We start from the raw sequence: 22544 nt of genomic DNA, 5'->3' as shown, positions 1-22544 counted from the left end.
GCGGCCAGAGGGCCAGGCCAGCGCAGGGCCTGGCGATCGATCAGGGAAACCCCAAAGCGGGTCTCTTCTTCCGGCGAAGGCCCTCCTGGAGGAAAGCGGCCGGGAGAAGGACCCGCTGCTTGTTGTGTTGTGCTGGGGCTGAATCGTGTGGTGGTCGGCTGTTATGGGGGCTACCCTGCTCCAGGCAGGTTGGCCTGACCGCGGCTGGCCAGACCAACCTGGCGAGGAAAGAGAGGCTGGGCACCTTTATTGACTGACACAGACCTGGCGAGAGAGAGAACCCCAGATAGCCAGGCTCGCGCAGGCCGTGGTCAGACCCGAGCCGTTGACCATGTTGGTCCAGGCCGGGAAGGCGCGGCCCGTATAGTAGCTGGTGCAGTTCTCAGGATAGCACTGATGCTCGGTGGTGCCAGCTGTCGAGATACGAATTGAGACAGCATAAGGGGCTTTGAGCCAGACAACGGCCCAGTTGGCCACACAGTACGACGAGAAATAATTGTAAAGCTGACCGATCCAGATACCGCCTCCCTGGGGCCCACCGGTCCAGATGTCGACCGCCTTCAGTGTGACATCGTTCAGGGTGCCGGGTTGACCACAGGCATTCGCGTACGGATCGCGCCCGTAGCAGTCCTCATCCTGGCAGGCGGGTGGATAGTAGTGGGGCTGAACGCTCTGATTGCTGCTGATATGGGCCTGAGCGTGTGCAGTGGGCGGGGAGAGCAGAGTAGGGAAGAGAATCGTGAGGACAACTAGTAACACAGAGAGGGGAATGAGCCAGTTTCGCTGAGGAAATAGCATCTTTGCTAACCTCCATAGCCTTGTTTATATGAGGTCCACTTAGGGAGATTGACTTTTCAAAGAACCTCATTGATACTCTAGTATATAGATGCTGATTTGTCAATCTCGGACTTGAGAGGATCGTCGCTCGCTGTCCCCTTGTGCGGGAGCGAGAGGCGGCGGGAGCCGAGAGTCCCTGCCCCTTGACAATCCTTTCTGTCGAGTGCTATGCTGTACTTGCAGTCTCACAAAGAGACTGCTAGCACTTATTTTGGCCTCATTGATGCCTGAGCAACCCGGCAAAGAGCGAGGGCCGAGGCCGGGTAGAGCGAGAGATGGGGGCCTGTGAGCCGATGTCGATCCCGCTGAGTCCACGCAAACAAGAGATTCTGCGCGCGCTGGTCGAGGAGTACATCCACACAGGCACGCCGGTGGCCTCTGAGACGCTGGTGCGCAAGTATGGTCTCAAGTACAGTTCCGCAACGGTGCGTCACGAGCTGGCGGGCCTGGAGGAGGCGAAGCTGATCTATCAGCCGCATACCTCGGCTGGGCGAGTGCCGACCAATCAGGGCTATCGCTATTTTGTCGAGCATCTGATGGAGGAGTCGGCGCTCTCTTTAGAGGAGCAGCGGCTAATCCGGCATCAGTTCTATCAGGTTCAGGATCAGCTTGATCAGTGGGTGCGTTTGACGGCCTCCGTCATGGCGCGCATGCTCCACAGCGCTGCCGTGATGACGCCGCCGCGGGCCAGCGTAGGGCAGCTCAAGCACTTTGAAGTCCTCTCGGTCTCCGATTACTCGGCCCATCTGGTTCTGGTGATGAGCGATGGCACGGTGAGGCAGCGGCGCCTGTTGCTGGAGACGCCTTACAAGCAAGAGGATCTGAGCGCCATCTCAACGCGCCTCAACAAGCTCTTCCAGGGGAAGAGTGCCGCCGAAGTCATGGCGATCCTGGAGAGGCCGGGCTTCTCTCCGGTGGAGCAGCTGATCGGCACGGCGATCGCCCAATTGCTTGAGCAGCATAGCCGTCTCGTCGGTGATCTCTTCTATCGTGAGGGTGTCCTCAACATTCTAGAGCCGCCTGATGGGCGAGGCCGGGCCGGCGATGAAGAGCGCCGTGAGCGTAGTCACCGCGCGCTGGAAGAAGAGCGGCGCGAGCGTGTCAACAAAGTGATCAAGGTGCTGGAGGAGAAGAGCTTTCTGCCAGCTCTGGCCTCACACGTGCGCGAGTCCGATGGGGTGCAGGTGATCATCGGTGGAGAGGATGAATGGGATGAGATGAAGGATGTCAGCCTGGTCGTCGCTCGCTATGGGCGCGAGGATAAGCTCAGCGGCCTGTTGGGTGTCATCGGCCCCACGCCCATGCAGTACGGGCGGGCTGTGGCAGTTGTCCGCTATATGGTCGAGGTGATGAACGACCTGCTGGAGCAGGGCTATGGCCTGTGAGCAGGCGTCTCTCCCCTCTCTGGAGCGGGCTGGACCGCCGAACGAGCGACAAGCGTACTGGCTATGGTGGGAGTAGGGAAGAAGGAAGAAAGAGGAGCGGGGGGGCGCGATGGGCCGCTGGGTCGTGAGCCGGGGAGTCGAGGGTGGTCGGCAGACAGACAGGTCCGCAGAAGGCGGCCCGCCAGGATCGTTCCCGGGTAAGACCGCTTGCGCGTTCGCCTGACCCGCCTGCTCTGGTGGGTGGAAGCGGGGTGCCATACCCAACCAAAACCATCGTCTCAGTAGGCAAGCAGACCGCGTGATAGAGCTAGAACGGACAGGCGGCTCCTTTCGATCATCCTGCTGTTCTCTCCCCCGGCCAGCGCAGCAAATCTTGCGACTTTGTAGGAGGCAACTGTGCCACGAGTTATTGGCATTGATCTTGGGACGACGAACTCTTGTGTTGCTGTTATGGAAGGCGGCGAGCCGGTGGTGATCCCCAACGCCGAGGGCTCGCGTACGACGCCGTCCGTCTTTGCGGTGACGAAGAACGGCGAGCGGCTTGTTGGCGAGATGGCGAAGCGGCAGGCCATCACGAATCCCGAGAACACCATTTATTCGATCAAGCGCTTCATGGGGCGCAAGTACGATGATCCCGAGGTGGTGCGTGATCGCGCCCTCGTTCCCTATAAGGTGGTCCGTGCCAGCAACGGCGATGCCTGGGTTGAAGTCCAGGGGCGCCAGTATAGCCCGCCGGAGATCTCGGCCATGATCCTGCAGAAGCTCAAGACCGATGCAGAGGCCTATCTGGGCGAGCGCGTGACTCAGGCGGTCATCACGGTGCCGGCCTACTTCAACGATGCCCAGCGCCAGGCCACGCGCGACGCCGGACGCATCGCCGGCCTCGAGGTCTTGCGCATCATCAACGAGCCGACGGCGGCCTCACTGGCCTACGGTCTGGACAAAAAGAAGGATGAGCGCATCGCCGTCTACGACCTGGGCGGGGGTACCTTCGATATCTCGCTGCTGGAGCTGGGAGAGGGCGTCTTCGAGGTCAAGAGCACTAATGGCGATACCCATCTGGGCGGTGACGACTTCGATCAGCGCATCATCAACTGGATGGCCGAGGAGTTCCAGAAGGAGCACGGCATCGATCTGCGGCAGGATCGCATGGCGCTCCAGCGCCTCAAGGAAGCTGCCGAGCGCGCCAAAAAGGAGCTGTCCAGTTCGCTGCAGACGGAGATCAATCTGCCCTTCATTACCGCTGATGCCAGCGGTCCTAAACATTTGATGTTGACCCTCTCGCGCGCCAAGCTGGAGCAGTTGGTGGAGGACCTGATCGAGCGCTCGCGTGGTCCGGTGATGCAGGCCCTGGCCGACGCCGGCGTGCGCCCCAGCGATATCCAGGAGGTGGTTCTGGTCGGCGGCCAGACACGCATGCCCGCTGTTCAGGCCCTGGTACGGCGCATCTTTGACCGCGAGCCTCACCGCGGGGTCAATCCCGATGAGGTGGTGGCCGTGGGGGCCGCCATCCAGGCCGCCGTTCTGACCGGCGACATCAAGGACGTCCTGCTGCTCGACGTGACGCCGCTCTCCCTGGGCATCGAGACAATGGGCGGCATCTTTACCCGCCTGATCGAGCGCAACACGACCATTCCAACGCGCAAGAGCCAGATCTTCTCTACGGCCAGCGACAACCAGCCAAGCGTCGAGATCAACGTGCTGCAGGGTGAGCGCGAGTTCGCCAAAGACAACCGCTCGCTGGGAAGCTTCATCCTCGATGGCATCCCGCCAGCTCCCCGCGGCGTGCCTCAGATCGAGGTGACCTTTGATATCGATGCCAACGGGATCGTCAACGTCTCGGCTCGCGATAAGGGCACTGGACGTCAGCAGAAGATTACCATTATGCCCTCCAGTGGTCTCTCTCAGGAGCAGATCGAACGCATGATTCGTGAGGCCGAGGAGCATGCCGCCGAGGACCGCCGACGCAAGCAGGAGGTCGAGGAGCGTAATCAGGCCGATAGCGCCGCCTACAGAGCTGAGAAGAGCCTGGCCGACCTGGGCGAGAAGCTCTCTTCCGAGCAGCGCAGCGAGTTAGAGACGAAAATCGCTGAGGTGCGCGCCGCTTTGGCAGGTGACGATATCTCGCGCGTCAAGGCGGCGCGTGAGGCTCTTGAACAGAGCTTCTATCGTGTCAGCGAAGCCCTCTATCGTCAGGCGGAGAGCAGCGATGGCTCCTCCTCTACCAGCGCCAGCGGTGGGGATGGAGACGGCCAGTCGCAGGGGAAGACGCAGGACGATACGATTGAGGGTGAGTACAAGGAAATGTAGTTCTCTCACGTTAAAAGGACCTGTCGATGCCTGCTGGTAAACGAGATTACTACGAAGTTCTGGGTGTGTCGCGCCACGCAAGCGAGGAAGAGATTAAGAAAGCGTTCCGCCGGCTTGCCAAGCAGTATCACCCGGACGCCAACAAAGAGCCAGGCGCTGAAGCGCGCTTCATTGAGATCAATGAGGCGTACGAGGTCCTGAGCGATCCGCAGAAACGCGCGGCCTACGATCGCTACGGCCATGCCGGGGTCGGCAACGGCAGCGGGGCTGGCTTTGGCGGGTTTGGCGGCTTCAGCGACTTCGGCTCTTTCACGACCCTCAACGACATCTTCGAGACCTTCTTCGCTGGAACGGCAGGTTCGCAGCGCCGAACGGGACCGCAGCGGGGCGCTGATATTCGCTATGAGCTGACGATTACCTTCGAGGAAGCGGTCTTTGGCTGCCAGAAGGAGATCGAGCTGCCTCGCTGGGAGACCTGTCCCCATTGCCACGGCAGCGGCGCCCAGCCAGGCACTTCGACTGCCCGCTGCTCTTCTTGTGGAGGCACCGGCGAGATCCGGCGCGTGCAGCAGTCGATCTTTGGCCAGTTTGTCAATGTCACCGTCTGCGAGCGTTGCCGTGGCGAAGGGCGCGTGATTACGACGCCGTGCGAGAAGTGTCGTGGCCAGGGGCGCGTGCGCAATAATCGCCGCGTGGTGGTCAATATCCCCGCCGGTGTGGACGATGGGATCAATGTGCGCGTGACCGGTGAGGGCGAGGTCAGCGCCCGCGGCGGAACGCCTGGTAATCTCTATGTGATTCTGACCGTTAAGCCCCATCCCTTCTTTAAGCGCCAGGGGAATGACATCATCTATGAGCTGCCGATTAGCTTTACCCAGGCAGCGCTCGGCGATGAGGTCGAGGTGCCAACCATCGATGGCAAGACGGCAACCCTGAAGATTCCTCCTGGTACGCAGAGCGGTCGCTCCTTCCGCCTGAAGGGCCTGGGGGTGCCGGTGGTTCACAGCAGCGCGCGCGGCGATCAGCATGTGATCGTCAAAGTGGTTACTCCCACCAACCTGACGCCGGAGATGCGGCGCCTTCTCGAAGAGTTTGCTCGCCTGGAGCGTGAGCAGAGCGAGCAGAACGATAAGAATATCTTTCGCAATCTCTTCGAGAAGACGAAGGATGTCTTCCAGTGATGGTTGCTTGAGGGGAGGGCCGGCCCCCGCCCCAGCTCACAAGGGCCTTTCTGCCGGTCAGGCGGGAGAGGGCGGGGGTCCCTCTCTGCCCTCCCTTCCAGTCGACCCTGCTTGCCTGCCTGGAAGCGAGACTTATGACGAGGAGAGCGCGGCGACTGCCCCGGGCCTGGCCTGATCGCTCTCTCGCTGGGCCTGAGCCGTGCCCGGACCAAACTCTGCCAGCACCGGCAGGTGATCGCTGGCCTGGGAGCCTTTGATGCCGTTGCCTTCCTGCAGCACCTGGCAGGCCCGTAGTCGCGGCGCTAGTTCGGGGCTGGCGAAGATGAAGTCGATCCTTCCCGCCGGCATCAGCGCTGGACAGGTAAAGCCCGGTTCGTCTGGATGCAGGTGGCGGAAGCAGTCGACATAGCCGGCGCGCCGTAGGAGGGCGATGCTTTTGCGCGGCACGTAGAGACCGGCCAGAGCATCGATCAGACGGAGCGCTGGCCGAGTGCGCGCCAGTTGAGCCAGGAGGGGTTGCAGGGGGCGCAGGCCATCAGGCAGGACGTAGGCAAGATGTGGATGGCCATCGCGCTCGCTGCTCTCTGTGGGCAGGGCCTGATCCAGGTAGAGGACATAGCGCAGCAAGGCGCTGGCTTGAAGCGGCTCACCCGGCGCCAGCGCATTGAAGTCACCCATGAGCAGGTGGGGTCGACCGCGCGCCGCGGCCATGATCTCCAAGATGGTCTTGACCTCGCGCTGCCGCAGATGCTCGGCAGCTCGCCCCTTATGGAAGCTTGCGATCAGGTGCGCCACAAAGATGACTAGCTCACCGCCGTCCTCTTCGCGCACGTGCACCTCCAGCAGCGGGCGGGTAAGCTCCCCAGGTCGTGCGTGGACCCGGCTGGCAAGGACTGGTAGCCTGGTAAGGCAGGCCACCTGAAACTCGTTCCCCGCCGTGGGGTGGTCGCCCCGCAGAAGGGTCATCCCCAGTCGCCCGGCTAGCTCCTCTACCACCGTTGTCTCTGTCTGCCTGCGCGGGTTGAGACCCTCGGGCAGTCCTACGATATCGGGCTGGGCTGCACTGATCAGCCTTACCAATGGTTCAGTGCGCCTACTTTCCCCTGCGCATGGCGTCATTCCACCGGCCAGAATATTGTAAGAGAGAACTCGTGTCATTCTCAGCGCTTGCGGTCCTCTTCGCGTGTGACTGAATCTGCGAAGCAAGTGATCAAGGTTCGCCCGTCATCGCTCTGTGCTCCCCGCCGGCGAACGAGAGCGGAGCGCACAGGAGCCGATCACGCCCTCAACTGCACGATCGCTCGCAATTTAAGAACGGTTCGAAGGGGACAAAAAGCACGGTCTGGCTATCTCTCCATCTCTCTGCCCTTCAGTGGCTCTCCTGATTCGCCTTCTCGCCTGCAGTTCCCGCTTTTCTCGCTCCTCCTCTGCCTGGCATCTCCTTCGCTCCTCGCCCTGACTGAAAGAGCCGCGAGCGAGCTGGCAGAGAGGAGACCAGAGAAGAAGAAGCAAGGGGAGAGAAACAGAGGACAGACGGGGGACGCCAAAGCTCGTGCGGGGAACGTGCGGAGAAGAGACAGGCGGCCTGCTTCTCTATGGGCCAGGGGGCGCTGGCCTGTAGTGCGGAGCGCGGTGGGCGCAGCACGCAGCAGGAGGGGAGTCAATGGGTCGCCTCTGGGGCGGCCTGCCCCCCTCTCTGCGGATGCCGGTCGGTCGGTCATAGAATCAGATCAGGCAAGGGACGGTCGCGGGATAGCCCTTTGCCGCCTCAGTGCCAGGTCACGCGCTCAAGCAGGTAGCTCGGCAGCTCATCGATGGCCACACGCACCTGGGTCATCGAATCGCGATCGCGGACTGTCACCGTCTTATCCTCCAGCGACTGGAAATCGACGGTCACACAATAAGGCGTGCCGATCTCATCCTGGCGGCGGTAGAGGCGCCCGATGCTGCCCGTATCGTCATATTGAGCCACCATCAGTCGGCGCAGGCGCTCGTAGATCCCGCGGGCTAACTGAACCAGCTCCTCGTTGTTGCGCTTCAGCGGGAAAACCGCCACCTTGACTGGGGCGAGCATTGGATGCAGATGGAGCACGGTGCGTGTCTCGCCGCTCTTGCCCTGGGGATCAGGCTGCTCCTCGTAGGCATCCAGCAGCAGGTAGAGGAAGGTGCGATCGACGCCGCCCGAGGTCTCCACGATCCAGGGGATAAAGCGCTCTTTGGTCACTTCATCGACGTAGCTCAGGTCCTCGCCGCTGTACTGGCTGTGGCGCGAGAGGTCCCAATCCTGGCGCCAGTGGATGCCCTCCCATTCCTGCCAGCCGAGGACGGTCTGATACTCGATGTCGAAAGCCTGGCGCGCGTAGTGGGCCAACTCGTCGGGACCGTGCTCGCGCAGGCGCAGGCGATCCTTGTGGTTGATCAATCCCCGGTACCACTCGAAGCGGCGCTGTTTCCAATAGTCGAACCAGCGCTGCATCTCGCTCGGATGAACAAAGAACTGCAGATCCCACTGCTCAAACTCGCGCTGGCGGAAGAGGAAGTTGCCGGGTGTCACCTCGTTACGGAAAGCCTTCCCGATCTGGCAGATCCCAAAGGGGATCTTCATGCGAGAGGATTTCACCACGTTCAGGAAGTCCAGGTAGATGTTCTGACAAGCCTCGCCGCGCAGGTAGGTCTTAACCCGGTCATCTTCGACCACGCCCAGGTAGGTCTCCATCAGCAGGTTGAAGGTGCGCGGCTCCATCAGCTCGCCGCCATCGTTGGGGCACTTGCGCTGCTCCAGATTCTCGGGAGGCAGGTGATCGACGCGGAAACGCTTCTTGCAGGTTTTGCACTCGACCAGGCGATCGACGAAATTCTCGACGTGGCCGCTGGCCTCCCAAACGCGGGGATGAGTCAGAATGGCGCCCTCGATCCCCACGATGTTCTCCTGGGTCTGGACCATCGACCACCACCAGTAGCGGCGAATGTTATTGCGCAACTCGACGCCCAGAGGGCCAAAGTCGTAGACGCCCGAGACGCCGCCGTAGATTTCTGAGTTGGGGTACACAAAGCCGCGCCGCTTACAGAGCGAGACGATCTTCTCAATGGGCACAAAGGCCGTTTCACTGGTCTGTTGCTGCTCAATCTGGGTCATAGACGGGTGATCTCCTCCTCTGCAATAAAAATCGCCCCAGGCGTTCGCAAACGCCAGGGACGAATATCGCCAACGTGAGCCGCCCGGGGCTGACCTCTCAGGCGATATGCGCGGTTCCACCCTGCTTCTTCGCGCCCTTCGTCTCCATTCTGCTCACCGCCGGCCTGCGCCAGCCCATCAGAGAGAGGGAACGAACCTGAGCGCGAAGCCACTCATTGCTGATATACCGGCTCCGAAGCGCCCTTCACCGGCTCTGGATTGCCGGCCTTCCACCAACCGCCGGCTCGCTGTTATCCTCGACCGGTTACTCCTCTTCATCATCGCCGGTCTCGTTGTTCAGTTGGTCTAGCTCTCGATCGTCAGGTGATCTGCTCTGTTGCCAGTCAGGGACTTCTACGTGACTGTAGTATAGCAGGGTGCATCTACCAGTGCAAGAGGGCGAAGCCGGTCCTCCTATGCTCTCCTCAGCTCAGCTTTTTGGCCGCCGCTGCCCGCTGCTACTGGCCAGGGCCAGGGGAGAAGGTCTCCGCCTGCTGGTAGCTGCGACCCGGCTGGTTGGCTGGCTCTTTCGCCTGCGCCGATAGCAGGCCCTGCTTGCCCCCTTCCTTCTTTCATGCTACAATGGGACCATGAAACATAATGGCGACATCAAATCTCCCATGCGGAAAATGGTCCTTCATGTTGAGCGGCACCGTAGTCTGTTTGCCGGTAGCGCGTTAGAGAAAGGTTGAAATGGGCAAGAGAAACGTGGAGGTTGGACCTGAGTTTCAAGAAGAGATAGAGGCATTTGCAAGTCGGTATCCATTCCCTCTCGACACCTTTCAGAAAGAAGCCATAGCTCACCTTGCGCAGGGGCGGTCGGTGCTGGTGGCGGCCCCGACAGGAACGGGGAAGACCCTGGTAGCTGAGTACGCCATCTGGAAAGCCTGGCAGCAGGGTGCCCGTGTCATCTACACTACCCCCTTGAAAGCACTCTCGAATCAGAAGTTCCGCGATTTACGCGCCGCCTATGGGCCAGAGACGGTCGGCCTCGTCACCGGAGACATTGTGGAACGCAGTCGAGCGGCGATCGTCATTATGACGACCGAGGTCTATCGCAATATGCTCTTGGAGGAGGGAGCGGCGGGCGGCCCTTCTTCTCTGGCCGATGTTGCCTACGTGGTCTTCGATGAGCTGCATTATCTCAGCGACCCCGAGCGCGGCCCCGTCTGGGAGGAGGCCATCATCTGCTCGCCTCCCCATGTGCAGCTTGTCGGCCTCTCAGCGACCGTCAGCAATGCTCAGGAGCTGGCCGACTGGATCAGTCGCGTGCATCGCCCGGTGGCACTGGTGGTGCACGAAGAGCGGGCCGTGCCGCTGGAGCATTACTACTTTCTCGACGGCAAGCTCCATCTCGTCCAGGACGCCGAAGGGCGGCGCGTGGAGCGCTTCCCCAATGTAGGGGGTGAGGCGCGCCTGGCGCGACGCTATGCTTTCAGGCAGGACTGGAAGGAGGAGGACGAGGGGGAGGTAGAGCTGAGCGGCGAGGAGACAGGGGCTGCTGAGAGCGCTTCCCTTGATGGACAGAGCGCTGCCTCCTCTGGGGCGAGCGCCTCTGCTGGTGAGGAGAAAGCTCGCCCCAGGCAGAAGCGGGCGCGCGCCCCTCTTCGCCGGGCTCCAGAGCCGGGCGAGGTGCTGACGGCCCTTCGCGATGCCGATCTCTTGCCCTGCCTCTACTTTCTGCCTGGACGGCGCGCTGTCGAAGAGGCAGCGATGAGCGCGTCGCGCCATCTCTTCACCTCTCCGCAGGAGCAGGAGCGCATCCGCGAGGAGATCCGGGTCTGGCTGGAGCAGCTTCCGCCCGAAGATCGCAATCTGCAACAGGTACATGCCCTGGTCAATCTCTTGCCTCGCGGTTTAGCCTTCCATCACGCCGGATTGCTCCCGGGTCTCAAGGTCCTGGTGGAGACGCTCTTCGCGCAAGGTCATTTGCGGGCGGTCTTCGCTACCGATACCCTGGCTCTAGGGATCAACATGCCGGCTCGCTCCGTGGTGGTGGGAAGCCTGAGCAAGTTCGATGGCATCGAGATGCGCCTCCTGACGCCGAACGAGTATCGCCAACTGACTGGGAGGGCGGGCCGACGGGGCATGGATGTGCGGGGGGCTGCCGTCATCCCTTACTCGCCCTGGGAGCCGTTTGAAGAAGCTTTTGCTCGCATCACCGCTGAGCTGCATCCCGTCTACAGCTCCTTCGTGATTCGCTACAATTCGATCCTCAATCTCTGGCGCGAGGGAGACATTGAGCATCTGCAGCGCATCTGTGCCTCTAGCCTGAGGGAATATCAGCGTTATCGGGCCTGGGAGGAGCAGGAGCTGCGCTTCATTCACCAGGTCGAGCACCAGCTACGTCAGGGGCGCAAGGTCAGCACGAAAAAGCTCAAGGCGGCGGAGGCAGCGGCCCGGGCCCTGGAGCGCAGCCAGCGACGGCGCCGTCAACTGCAGCTCAGCCGGCAGGGGAGAGAGGAGCTGAAAGGCACGGTCCTGGTGCTGCGGGCCTTGGATTACATCGGCGACGATGATCGCCTGACCCTGCGTGGGCGCCTGCTGCGCAGCATTTTCCATCCGGCGGGCATCCTCATTGTCGAGCTGATCATGGATGGGGTCCTGGATGGGCTAACGCCAGCGGAACTGGCGGAGGTCTGTAGCTGGTTCACCTTTGACAACGATCGACGCCTCTACAATCGCCATGTGCTCAACTCACGTCTCAAGGAAGTGCGGCGCGAGCTGAAGCAGATCGAGAGGCGGGTCTGTGAGACGGAGGAGATGGTCGGCCTCTCGCTGACCCCACGTATCGTCCCCGAGTTTCACGGCGTAGCCCTCTCCTGGGCGCGCGGAATGTCTCTGAACGGGCTGCTGCGGCGCATCGATCTGGCCGAGGGCGACATTCTCATGCTCCTCAATCAGACCATAGACCTCTTACAGCAGGTCCAGGGAGCCATCGGCCAGCTACTCGATAAGGGCGATTTCTGGTCCGAGGGACTGACCTGGCCCTACGACGGCGCCGGCCTTAGTCGCTCCACCCTGAAGCAGGTCCGGCGCCACCTGCTAGAGCAACAGGAGCAGTATGAACGCCTCACGCGCCTGCGGCCTTTGTTTGCTCAGGCCAGTGCTCTGCTGATGAGGGGCATCATCCTGCAAAGCCGTACCGTGCCATCGATGGTAGCGCGCGTCGATGGCGAGGAGCTGCCGCTTGATGCCGAGGAGGACAGCGATCCTCACGAGGCCCTTCAGGATCTGGTTGAAGAGGCTTAGGCGCGGGTAAAAACTGGCGCAGCGTAGGCGGCCTCTGTGCCTGCCGGTCCTGACCCTGCTGCTCCACCGCTCCGTCCTCCTCCCGGGACGGTCGGTGGGGCTGTTTCCCGCAAGCCTGCTGCTAAGTACCTGTTGGCTATTGACTTTTAGCACGGTAACGTGTATAAATATATGACGATTTGGAACGGATCTGCTCAGCAAGCTGGTGGACAGAGGGTCTGGCTCCATCATGGTCCTGGGCAATGTCGGATGGCCTGATTCGCTTCTGAGGACATTGAAGTGAGGAGACTGGAACTGGGGATACTGAAATGCCAAGGCTGAAAGTGCACATGCTGAAAAACAGATGGGGTGGACCCGGTGTCTTGCCTGAGGAAGAAGATTTTTTCCTCACCCCTGGAAGCAGGGGTGGGGAATTTTTTTATAGCCTCTGGCAGAGCAGACCTGCAACCTTAGCAAGCGAGGAGGAAGCTCTTACGCTCGCTCTTGCTCCGCTCCGAGGTTCCCTGCTGACTTACTTAAGAGGCATGGAGAACTGACAAGCGTATGATCAGTCAATAGGTTGTGCTGAAAGGCTAGCTGGAGGACAGCATGAATCAGGTGATCACTCATCCGCCTGGCTCGCTTGAACTGATCAGCGGAGACTTCAGGGGGAAAGATATCCTATCGCTGGATCAATTTTCAGCCGCTGATCTGTATAGAGTCTTCGCCTTAGCGCGCGAGATGAAGGAGCTGGTCCTGGCGAGCGAGCCTTCTCAGCTGCTCGCTGGTCAACTGGTAGCCTTGTTGTTCTACGAACCCTCCAGCCGAACCTTTGGCTCCTTTGCGGCTGCGGTCAAGCGGCTTGGTGGACAAACGCTTGATATCCAAAACCCGGAGGTGGTCAGCTCAGTCTGGAAGGGAGAGTCGTTCGAGGACACGATCAGCGTCTTTGCGGCCTATACGCAGGCGATTGTCCTGCGCCATCCTCTCTCGGGGGCGGCTCAGAGGGCTGCCGAGGTCGCCGGTGTGCCGGTCATCAACGCCGGCGATGGCAACAATGAGCATCCCACGCAGACGCTGCTCGATCTCTTCACAATCTACGAGCGCTTTGGGCGTCTCGATCATCTAAAGGGCTTGTTAGCCGGTGATCCGCTTAACAGCCGGACATTGCATTCGCTCATCCGTGGCCTGTCGCTTTTTGAGGGCAATACCGTCTATCTCTTATCACCAGAGGCGCTGCGCCTCGCGCGTGAAGATCTGGCTGTCCTGCAAGGGCGGGGCATTGAGATCGTCGAGATCCACAGTGAGCGAGAAATTCCGAATGACTGTCATTTCTGGTATTGGACACGTATTCAGAAAGAGCGACTTTCATCTCTCGATGAGTATCAAAAGTTGGCTGCTGCTTCGTTCCAGGTGACACCGGCTTTACTGGCTGAGCGTGCCAATCGCGAGATGATTCTGATGGATCCCTTACCGCGTGTTGGGACGATTGATCCCGCCGTCGATGGCGACGAGCGCGCGGTCTATCTGCGTTCCCAGATCAGGAACGGTTTGTATACCCGCATGGCCTTAATGGCCTTGATTCTGGGGAAAGCGTAGTTGAAAGGACTTCTGGATGCAGCAGAACATGGTAGATCGAACCTTTCTGGCTGAGGAAAGCCTTGCGGATCTTGCTCGCTTTGCCACCGATACCGGTGCACGCCGTGGAAGGCTTGTCCTGGAGGATGGGACGACCTTCGAAGGTACCTCCTTCGGCTATGAGGCTTCTACTGCCGGTGAGGTTGTGTTTTGCACGGGGATGGTCGGTTATCCAGAAGCGATGACCGATGCCTCCTATGGGGGCCAGATTCTGGCGATGACCTACCCGCTGATCGGCAACTATGGCGTCCCGCAGTCGGCGCACTGGGAGGGCGAACGCATCCACATCTCCGGGCTGATTGTCTCCGACTATATTGACACGCCCTCGCATGCCCAGAGCGCGATGAGCCTGCGCGCCTGGCTGCAGCAGCAGAGGGTGCCGGCCCTGGAAATCAAGGATACGCGCCTGCTGACGCGGCATATCCGTACGCATGGGACGATGCTGGGCAAGATTGTGATCGACGACGAGGATCTGCCGTTCTATGATCCAAACCTCGATAATCTCGTCGCGCGCGTCTCATGCAAGGAGGTTCAGCGCCTGGGCGAGGGCGATCTCACGATTGTCTTGATCGACTGTGGCACCAAACATAATATCGTGCGCTCTCTGCTCAGACGCAATGTGCGCCTGATCCGGGTCCCCTGGGACTACGATCTCTTCGAACCCGCCAGCGCCTTCGATTTCGATGGCATTGTGATCTCGAATGGCCCCGGCGATCCGAAGACGGTGCAGAAGACCATCCGAACGATCCAGATCGCCCTGGAGCGGGCCGTTCCAATGCTGGGCATTTGCCTGGGTCACCAGCTCCTGGCCCTGGCCGCCGGGGGCGATACCTATAAGATGAAGTTCGGGCATCGCAGCCAGAATCAGCCATGTCTGCTGAACGATAGCAAACGCTGCTTTATCACTACACAAAATCATGGGTTTGCGGTTGGGACACTGCCGTCAGGATTTGCGCCCTGGTTTATTAATGGCAACGATGGCACCAATGAAGGTATGGTCCATCACGAGCTTCCTTTCTTCTCCGTACAGTTCCATCCCGAGGCCAGGCCAGGCCCGATGGATACCGATTGGATTTTTGATCATTTTCTCGCGCGCGTTCGCGCTGAAAAGGAGGCTCGCGGCTCACGATGAAAAAACTGCGCAAGGTCCTGGTTCTCGGCGCGGGGGCCCTCAAGATTGGGCAAGCCGGAGAATTCGACTACTCCGGCTCCCAGGCCCTCAAAGCGCTGCGTGAGGAAGGGATCTCAACCGTTCTGGTCAATCCCAACATTGCGACCATTCAGACTTCCAGGGAGCTGGCCGACCAGGTCTACTTTCTGCCGGTCACGCCCTTCTTTGTCGAGCGCATCATCGAGAAGGAACGCCCCGATGGCATTCTCCTCTCTTTCGGCGGCCAGACGGCCCTCAACTGCGGGGTCGAGCTATTCAAGAGCGGGGTGCTGGAGAAATATCGGGTAGAGATTCTGGGCACGCCTGTCACCGCCATTATCCTGACAGAGGATCGTCAAGAATTCGCCGAACACCTGCACAGAATCAATATTCCTACGCCAGCGAGCAAGAGCGCCGAATCGCTGGAGGAGGCGCAAGAAATCGCGCAGGCCATTGGCTTTCCGGTCATGCTGCGGGCCGGTTTTGCCCTGGGGGGCCAGGGGTCTGGTATTGCCCACAATATGGAAGAGCTGCAGCGCATCGTGACCAGTGCCCTGGCCTTCTCTCCCCAGGTGCTGGTTGAGCAATACCTGCATCACTACAAAGAGGTCGAGTACGAAGTGGTCCGTGATGCCTATGATAATTGCATCACGGTCTGCAATATGGAGAACATGGACCCGCTGGGCATCCATACCGGCGAGTCGGTGGTCCTGGCCCCCAGCCAGACGCTCACCAACAGCGAGTATCATACGCTGCGCTCAGCGGCGATTGCCATTGTGAGGAGCCTGGGGATCGTGGGCGAGTGCAATGTGCAGTTCGCCCTCAACCCGCGCACCTCCGAGTACTACGTCATTGAAGTCAACGCGCGCCTCTCGCGCAGCTCGGCCCTGGCCAGCAAGGCGACCGGCTATCCGCTAGCCTACGTGGCTGCCAAGCTGGCTCTGGGCTATGCGCTTCCCGAGCTGACCAACAAGGTCACGGGCGTGACCCAGGCCTGCTTTGAGCCGAGCCTGGACTATGTCGTTGTCAAGATTCCCCGTTGGGACCTGGACAAATTTAAGGGCGCCGACCAGACCATTGGCACGAGCATGAAGTCGGTTGGCGAGGTCATGGGCATTGGGCGGACCTTTGAGGAAGCCTATCAAAAGGCTATCCGCATGCTGGACCTCGGCCTGGAAGGCGCAACCTCGAAGCGGGTCTTTCTCGATGAGGGAAGTGAGGCCGCGATCATCGATAAATATCTCTACACTCCCACGCCCAAGCGCATTTTTGCTCTCCCTGTGGCGCTGCGCAATGGCTTCTCGGTCGAGCAGATCAGCGAGATTACGGGCATTGATCCCTGGTTCTTGTATCGCATCCAGCACATTGTGAAGCTGGAGCAGGAACTGGAGCGCGATCCCGAGCTGAGCGCTGCCCGTCTGCTGTTCCTGAAGCAGGCGGGTCTCTCCGACAGGCGCATTGGCGAGCTGACCGGTAAGACGGAGCTGGAGATTCGGGCGCTGCGCAAGCGCTATGGAGTGCTGCCCTCGGTCTTTCAGATCGATACGTTGGCAGGCGAGTTCCCATCGGACACCAACTATCTCTATATGACCTACAATGGGCACCATCACGACGTCGAACCGCTGGGCAGACAAGGCGTGGTGGTGCTTGGCTCCGGTCCCTATCGGATTGGCTCTTCCGTAGAATTTGACTGGAGCAGCGTCAACGCGGTCCAGGGCCTCAAGAAGTATGGGAGGCGCTCCATTGTCATCAACTGTAACCCAGAGACGGTCTCTACGGACTACGACATGTCCGATCGCCTCTACTTTGAGGAGCTGACCTTTGAGCGCATCGCCGACATCTGCGACTTCGAAGGTCCTGAAGGAGTAATCGTCTCGGTCGGCGGACAGACCCCCAACAATCGAGTCAAGGCCCTGCATGCCTACGGTATTCCCATCCTGGGGACCTCTGCCGAGCACATCGACCAGGCCGAGGATCGCTCGAAATTCTCGCGCCTGCTGGACGAGCTGGGCATTCGCCAGCCGGCCTGGGATACCTTCGAGACGGTCGAGGACATTCTCGGCTTTGCTGAGCGTGTCGGCTATCCGGTCCTGGTGCGCCCTTCTTATGTGCTCTCCGGCAGCGCCATGAACGTCTGCTATACCCCGGAGCAGTTGGAGCGCTACACCAAGTATGCGGCTGCCGTCTCGCCGGAGCACCCTGTGACCGTCTCCAAGTTCTTCCAGAAGGTCAAAGAGGTCGAGCTAGATGCGGTCGCTCAGCGCGGCGAGATCAAAGCCTTCGTGATCTCGGAGCACGTCGAAAACGCCGGCGTCCACTCGGGAGACGCTACGATTGTCCTGCCGCCTCAGACCATTAACGCTGAAACGCTGCGGCGCATCGAGGAGGCGGGGCGCGCCATCGCGCAGGCCCTGGAGATCACTGGCCCCTTCAACGTCCAGTTCCTGGCCAAGGATAACCAGGTCTATGTCATCGAAGCGAATCTGCGCGCCTCACGGACCTTCCCCTTCATTTCGAAGGTCACCGGCGTCAATTTCATCGAATTGTTCATCGATGCCCTCTTCCAGAAGGAGATCGCGCCCGTCAAGCTGCCACCTCTGACCTTTACCGCGGTGAAGGCACCACAGTTCTCCTTCTCGCGCCTGACGGGAGCTGATCCGTTGCTGCGAGTCGAGATGGCCTCGACCGGTGAGGTGGCCTGCTTCGGCGAGGATCTCGAGGAGGCCTATCTCAAGGCCGTCATTGCCACGGGCAGCCACATTCCACAGAAGGGCATCTTCATCAGCATTGGTAGCGAGGAGAAGAAGCAGAAGTTCCTGGAGACCGCCAAATTGCTGGCTTCTCTGGGCCTTCCGCTCTATGCAACCGAGAAGACCTGCGCCTTCCTGCGCCAGCATGGGATTGAGGCGGAGATGCTCTTCAAGATCCATGAAGAGAAGGAGCCGAACGTCCTCACCTACTTCCGCGAGCGCAAAATCGATCTCGCCATCAATGTCGTCGATAACTATGTGATGAAGGAGGTTGATGATAACTACACCATACGCCGGGCGGCAGTTGATCATAACATTCCTCTGCTGACCAAGGTGAAGCAGGTGCGCCTCTTCGCACGGGCCATCGTCAACAAGGACCTGCGGACGATCCCCATCAAGTCCTGGAGCGAGTATTGAGGAGCTGCACTATGCCTACAACTCTCATGGGCGCGCTCGTGCTGCCCGATCGCATTATCAACGGAACACTGACCGTGGTGGAAGGCCGTATCGAGCGCATAGAAGAAGGCTTCTCGGACTGTACAGGGGAGGTCTTCGATTTCCGGGGCAAGTATCTGCTCCCGGGCTTAATCGAGGTGCATGGCCACATGCGCGAGCCGGGGCTTGAGTACAAGGAGGATATTGCTCACGGAACGCGGGCGGGCCTGGCCGGAGGCTATACTACCATCCTGGATATGCCCAACACCAGGCCCCCAACCACTACCCCTGCACGGGTTGAGGAGCAGATCCAGAGATACGCGGCACGCTCCTACTGCGACTTTGCCATCAATATGGGGGTCTCGCGCGAAGAGATCGATGAGCTAAGGGCTATCGATGTAGATAAGATCACCGGAGTCAAAATTTTTGCCGCCGGTCACTTGAGCACGCCGACCACCATTCCGCGCCTGAGCGACCTGGCCCGCATTTTTAGCATTCTGGGCGAGCGGGGCCTGATGGCCATCGTGCACGCCGAGAATCAGGAGCTGATCGATCACTTTCTCTATCAGTATCGCGACATCGCGGGACGGCATGATCCAGCGGCCTGGGGAGAGGTGCGCAACCTCGCGGTGGTGCTGACCTCGGTGCTCGAGATGATCTCGCTGGCCAGGTACTTCGGGGTCAAGCTCTACCTGCTGCACCTCTCGACGCCGGAGGAATTGGCCGCCGTCGACTTTGGCCGGAGGATCGGCGTGGAGGTCTATGGCGAGGTCACCACGGCCCATCTGGCCCTGAGCAGCGCCGATTATGCCCGCTATGGGAACCTGATCAACATTGCCCCGGCCCTGCGCTCGCCAGAGGCCCAGCAGCAGCTCTGGCAGCTTCTGCGGGCCGGCAAAATCGACACAGTGGTGACCGATCATGCCCCCCATACCCTGGCCGAGAAGCAGAAGGAGAGCGTCTGGGAAGTAGCCTCGGGCATGCCTGGACTGCAGGAGGCCCTGCCCGTCCTGGTGAGCAACTGGATTCAGCGTTTTGGCCGGGCGACCCTGGAAGAAGGTCTGATCCGCATCGCTCAGGTCACCTCGGCCAATATCGCGCGCATCTTTGGCTTCGGGCAGAAAGGGGGGCTGGCTGTGGGCAAGGATGCTGACGTTGTGGTCCTCGATACCGAGCAACCCTGGAAGGTAAGAAAAGAGGATCTCTATACCAAAAATCGATGGTCTGTCTATGAAGGTCAAGAGCTGGTTGGACGACCAGTAGCGACCTTTTTGCGTGGCCATCTGGTCTATCGCGATGGCCAGGTCATCGGCGAGCCTCGGGGCCAGCTTCTAAAGCGGACAGCCGCCCGTGGCTAGCGGCCAGCAGACCTGTTTTCCCCTGAGTGAGCAGGTGCTCTCTCCTCTCAGCATAGAAGGAGAGAGCACCTGCTTCTTTCTTGCTTGTGCGAAAAGCGCTCCAAAGGCGGCCAGGCAGGCCCGCGGGCAGGTGCTTTCTCCTTATGAGAATTGGCTAATGGGGGAAGGATGGTCCTCTCGCTGGGCTAGAGAGAGCCATCACCCACAACCATTACTTTGGTCATGCCTGCCAGGCGGATTCATTGTCAGCGCTGTGTAAATTAACTAAGATGTACAAACGAAAAAATATTTCACGATACACTGTGGTGTACCCCCCCCGACGTGCCTGCGCGCTGAAGACTGGGTTGCACGTCGTTGCCGAAGCACAATCGCGGCTGGGCGATTGAAACAAAAGAGGATGTTGCATGAATCCTGAAGCTTTGATTGGAATGAAGCTGGGGACCTGCACGCTCCAGCGCTTGATCGGGCAGGGTGGTATGGGCGCGGTGTTCCTGGCACAGCAGTCGCGACCGCGCCGTCAGGTGGCTGTGAAGGTGCTCTTCCCGATGGCCTCGCTGACACCTCATCAGCTAGCGGCCTTTCTGGAGCGCTTCCGGCGCGAGACGGATGCTGCCGCCTCGCTGGAGCATCCCAATATTATGCCGGTCTATGAGTATGGGGAGCAGCATGGCCTGGCCTACCTGGTCATGCCCTACATCAGTGGGGGGACACTGCGCGATGAGATGGAGCGCGAGGGGGCTATGGCCCTGCCCAAGGTTCTCAATTACCTTGAGCAGCTAGCCGCCGCCCTTGATTGCGCCCATGAACGGGGCGTGATTCACCGCGACGTCAAACCGGCCAACATCCTGAAGACGCCCGAGGGGCGCTTGCTGCTGACCGACTTCGGCCTGGTGAAGATTATCTCGGAGGAGCGGGCGAACCAGGTACGCTTGACGGGGCCAGGGGCGCCGGTGGGCACGCCCGACTATATGTCTCCCGAGCAGGTGTTGGGACAGCCGGTCGATGGACGGGCCGACCTCTACTCGCTCGGGGTCATTCTCTACCAGATGGTGACCGGGGTGGCGCCCTTCCGAGGCGAGGCCCCTATGCAGATCGCCGCTCAGCATCTGCAGACGCCACCCACTTCGCCACGCGTCTTCCGTCCAGATCTGCCCGTCGCTGCAGAGCAGGTGATTCTGCGAGCGCTCGCCAAAAATCCTGCCGATCGTTACTTTACAGGCCAGGAAATGGCCCTGGCCTTTCGTCTGGCCCTGACTTCGGCAGGCATCCCTGTCGATACCGGCCAGAATCCCGCGATTGCCGCTCTGGGCCTCTCAGGAAAGTTCGCCGTTCCTGGCAGCGCCGGTGGCTTGCTTGATCCGCGCTGGATGTCGGCCACTGCCCCGCAGCCCGCTCTCAATGCGGCTGCCATGCCACAAGGGCCTGCTGCGCCGGCGGCCTCCGCGCTGCAGACGGCGCAGGCTGGGGACCCGCCGGTGGCCTTCGCGGCCCCTTCCCTGAAGCTGCCCACGGCTGAGCCTTCGCTGCCTACCGGCAAGCTGCCTGCGGCCAGCAGTGCCAGTCGCCGTGGGGGCCTGCTCTCGCGAACCGGGATGTTCCCCCGCGTGGGAACGGGGCTTGCGCCGGAGACGGCGGCTCAAGCCGGCCCGGTGACCAATGAGCAGCCCGCCGTTCTCTGGACTGCCGAGGAGCAGCAGCCCAATTTCACCGATCCCTTGCCATCGGTAGCTGCCCCTGCTCCTGGTTCTGGCCTGCTGGGCGTACGCGAGCAGAGGCCGCCGGATAGCCAGGAGGTGCCACAGCTCTCTTCGGCCCTGTCGACAACGACTGGGGCCCTTGCGCCGGTGGCCCAGGCCCAGCCAACGGCTACCTCGCCCCTGGTGAAGTTGACCGGCCCGGTCAAGGTAGTCAAGGTACCCGTGGCTGGTCAGCCAGGTCGCTACGTTACCGGCCTGTTGCCGCTGACCGCTCCCACCACCGGCCAGAGTAAGAGCCTTGCCAGGGGTGAGCGTCGCCGAGCGCGCATGATTGTGACCTTGATCATGGCGGCCCTCATCCTGGTTGTCGGCTCTGGTCTCCTGCTCTGGGGCCATCTGCACCCCAGCAGGCAAAGTAGCCCGCAGGTCACAGCGACGCCCGGCCTCCAGGCCACGGCCTCGCCGATGGCCACCGCGGCCAACGCCAGCGATGTGCTCTTCTCTGATCCGCTCTCGCAGAACGTCCATGATTGGCCGACGACCCCGGCGGATACCTACGCCTTTAAGGATGGGGCTTATCATATTACCAATCATGGCCAGAAGGGGATCGCCGTTGTCCTGCAGTCGGCCCCTTTCACTGGGCCGATTGGCTACAGCCTGACGATGCAGGAGGTTAAGGGCGACGATACCAACGTCAACAATTCCTTCGGCCTGATTCTGCGCTTCAGCCAGCAGACGCGCAACGGCAAGACGGTAACGACCTTCTATAGCTTCGAGGTCCAGAATATCAAGAGCGGCGAGTACCGCTTCTATAAGTACGATGATAGCCGCGGACCCAATAATGCCTGGGGCACACCGATCTGGCGCAAGAAGTTCGGCAGCGAGTTCCATCAGGGACAGGGCGCCAAAAACGTCAATACCCTGAAGGTCTTTGCAAATGGCTCTAGCTTCACCTTCATTGTCAACGGGAAGGTGGTAGGCCAGACCAAAGATAGCTCACTGCCCTCGGGCACAGTGGGCATGCTGGTAAATCTCAATGGGACGGAGGTCGCTTTTAAGGACCTGCTGATTACGCGCAACTGACGAGGGGACCATGAACGCTGAAGTCCTGGCTGACCTGACTCTCAAAAGGCCTACTCAGCTATCTCTGCCTGCTCGCCTGGACAATGGACTCGTTAGGGTCTGTGGTGCGGAGCAGCGCGACTGGCCACCTCAGATGAGCATGACCAGGCTCACTTTGGATGACTGGCTGCTGCAGGCTGCCCGGCTTCCAGCCTTCTTCTGCTCCCTCCGTCCAGGGACGATAGTGACCTCCTCGTTGCGCCACCTGGCGTTAAGGCTTCTGCCCGCGATGGTCGATGTCCAGGAGCAGGACCAGCCCGAGCTGGCGCCTGCCC

Annotated in this window: 12 protein-coding genes; 9 read left to right on the top strand and 3 right to left on the bottom strand. The window is 60.6% G+C overall.

The window, feature by feature from the left end:
* Positions 1-246: 246 nt before the first annotated feature.
* Positions 247-798 (bottom strand): hypothetical protein, encoded by a 552-nt coding sequence (locus ACFMO7_RS14670; protein WP_376796235.1) that lies wholly within the window; start codon positions 796-798, stop codon positions 247-249.
* A gap of 332 nt (positions 799-1130) precedes the next feature.
* Here ACFMO7_RS14670 and hrcA point away from each other — a divergent pair, with 332 nt between their 5' ends.
* The 3 genes from hrcA (at position 1131) to dnaJ (ending at position 5713) form a co-directional block, all read left to right on the top strand.
* Positions 1131-2222 carry a heat-inducible transcriptional repressor HrcA gene (gene hrcA, locus ACFMO7_RS14665; RefSeq protein WP_376796234.1) on the top strand — a complete coding sequence of 364 codons (1092 nt, stop codon included), beginning with the start codon at positions 1131-1133 and terminating at the stop codon, positions 2220-2222.
* Between the two features lie 396 nt (positions 2223-2618).
* Entirely contained in the window at positions 2619-4532 is a 1914-nt protein-coding gene (gene dnaK / locus ACFMO7_RS14660; RefSeq protein ID WP_376796233.1) for a molecular chaperone DnaK, read from the top strand.
* A 26-nt stretch (positions 4533-4558) separates the two neighbouring features.
* Positions 4559-5713, top strand: coding sequence for a molecular chaperone DnaJ (gene dnaJ, locus ACFMO7_RS14655; RefSeq protein WP_112429644.1), 1155 nt, complete (start codon positions 4559-4561; stop codon positions 5711-5713).
* Positions 5714-5845: 132 nt separating this feature from the next.
* Here dnaJ and ACFMO7_RS14650 read toward each other — a convergent pair whose 3' ends face one another.
* Positions 5846-6871 (bottom strand): endonuclease/exonuclease/phosphatase family protein, encoded by a 1026-nt coding sequence (locus ACFMO7_RS14650; protein ID WP_376796232.1) that lies wholly within the window; start codon positions 6869-6871, stop codon positions 5846-5848.
* A 610-nt stretch (positions 6872-7481) separates the two neighbouring features.
* Complete coding sequence (locus ACFMO7_RS14645) at positions 7482-8849, bottom strand: glycine--tRNA ligase (protein ID WP_376796231.1); 1368 nt, start codon at positions 8847-8849, stop codon at positions 7482-7484.
* A gap of 732 nt (positions 8850-9581) precedes the next feature.
* Here ACFMO7_RS14645 and ACFMO7_RS14640 point away from each other — a divergent pair.
* The 6 genes from ACFMO7_RS14640 to ACFMO7_RS14615 all read left to right on the top strand — a co-directional run bounded on the left by ACFMO7_RS14640 (position 9582) and on the right by ACFMO7_RS14615 (position 22230).
* The gene (locus ACFMO7_RS14640) at positions 9582-12140 is read left to right on the top strand and encodes a DEAD/DEAH box helicase (RefSeq protein WP_376796230.1); all 2559 of its coding nucleotides are present in this window, start codon (positions 9582-9584) and stop codon (positions 12138-12140) included.
* 588 nt (positions 12141-12728) lie between these two features.
* Positions 12729-13718, top strand: coding sequence for an aspartate carbamoyltransferase (gene pyrB / locus ACFMO7_RS14635; protein WP_376796229.1), 990 nt, complete (start codon positions 12729-12731; stop codon positions 13716-13718).
* 16 nt (positions 13719-13734) lie between these two features.
* A complete protein-coding gene (gene carA / locus ACFMO7_RS14630; protein ID WP_376796228.1) occupies positions 13735-14889 on the top strand; it encodes a glutamine-hydrolyzing carbamoyl-phosphate synthase small subunit in 1155 nt (384 codons plus the stop codon).
* A complete protein-coding gene (gene carB, locus ACFMO7_RS14625; protein WP_376796227.1) occupies positions 14886-18074 on the top strand; it encodes a carbamoyl-phosphate synthase (glutamine-hydrolyzing) large subunit in 3189 nt (1062 codons plus the stop codon). The genes carA and carB overlap by 4 nt, the downstream gene beginning before the upstream one ends.
* Positions 18075-18085: 11 nt before the next feature.
* A complete protein-coding gene (locus tag ACFMO7_RS14620; protein ID WP_376796226.1) occupies positions 18086-19450 on the top strand; it encodes a dihydroorotase family protein in 1365 nt (454 codons plus the stop codon).
* A gap of 404 nt (positions 19451-19854) precedes the next feature.
* Positions 19855-22230, top strand: a complete 2376-nt coding sequence (locus ACFMO7_RS14615; RefSeq protein WP_376796225.1) for a serine/threonine protein kinase — start codon at positions 19855-19857, stop codon at positions 22228-22230.
* The last annotated feature ends 314 nt before the right edge of the window (positions 22231-22544 follow it).

It is taken from the genome of Thermogemmatispora sp., from assembly GCF_042408735.1.
GTDB lineage: Bacteria > Chloroflexota > Ktedonobacteria > Ktedonobacterales > Ktedonobacteraceae > Thermogemmatispora.
This window is presented reverse-complemented; position numbering and strand designations above follow the sequence as displayed.

Bases quoted from the DNA above. Each gene is read 5' to 3' on its own strand.
- ACFMO7_RS14670 (WP_376796235.1), bottom strand. From the start codon at position 798: ATGCTATTTCCTCAGCGAAACTGGCTCATTCCCCTCTCTGTGTTACTA.
- hrcA (WP_376796234.1), top strand. From the start codon at position 1,131: ATGTCGATCCCGCTGAGTCCACGCAAACAAGAGATTCTGCGCGCGCTG.
- dnaJ (WP_112429644.1), top strand. From the start codon at position 4,559: ATGCCTGCTGGTAAACGAGATTACTACGAAGTTCTGGGTGTGTCGCGC.
- ACFMO7_RS14650 (WP_376796232.1), bottom strand. From the start codon at position 6,871: ATGACACGAGTTCTCTCTTACAATATTCTGGCCGGTGGAATGACGCCA.
- ACFMO7_RS14645 (WP_376796231.1), bottom strand. From the start codon at position 8,849: ATGACCCAGATTGAGCAGCAACAGACCAGTGAAACGGCCTTTGTGCCC.
- ACFMO7_RS14640 (WP_376796230.1), top strand. From the start codon at position 9,582: ATGGGCAAGAGAAACGTGGAGGTTGGACCTGAGTTTCAAGAAGAGATA.
- pyrB (WP_376796229.1), top strand. From the start codon at position 12,729: ATGAATCAGGTGATCACTCATCCGCCTGGCTCGCTTGAACTGATCAGC.
- carA (WP_376796228.1), top strand. From the start codon at position 13,735: ATGCAGCAGAACATGGTAGATCGAACCTTTCTGGCTGAGGAAAGCCTT.
- carB (WP_376796227.1), top strand. From the start codon at position 14,886: ATGAAAAAACTGCGCAAGGTCCTGGTTCTCGGCGCGGGGGCCCTCAAG.
- ACFMO7_RS14620 (WP_376796226.1), top strand. From the start codon at position 18,086: ATGCCTACAACTCTCATGGGCGCGCTCGTGCTGCCCGATCGCATTATC.
- ACFMO7_RS14615 (WP_376796225.1), top strand. From the start codon at position 19,855: ATGAATCCTGAAGCTTTGATTGGAATGAAGCTGGGGACCTGCACGCTC.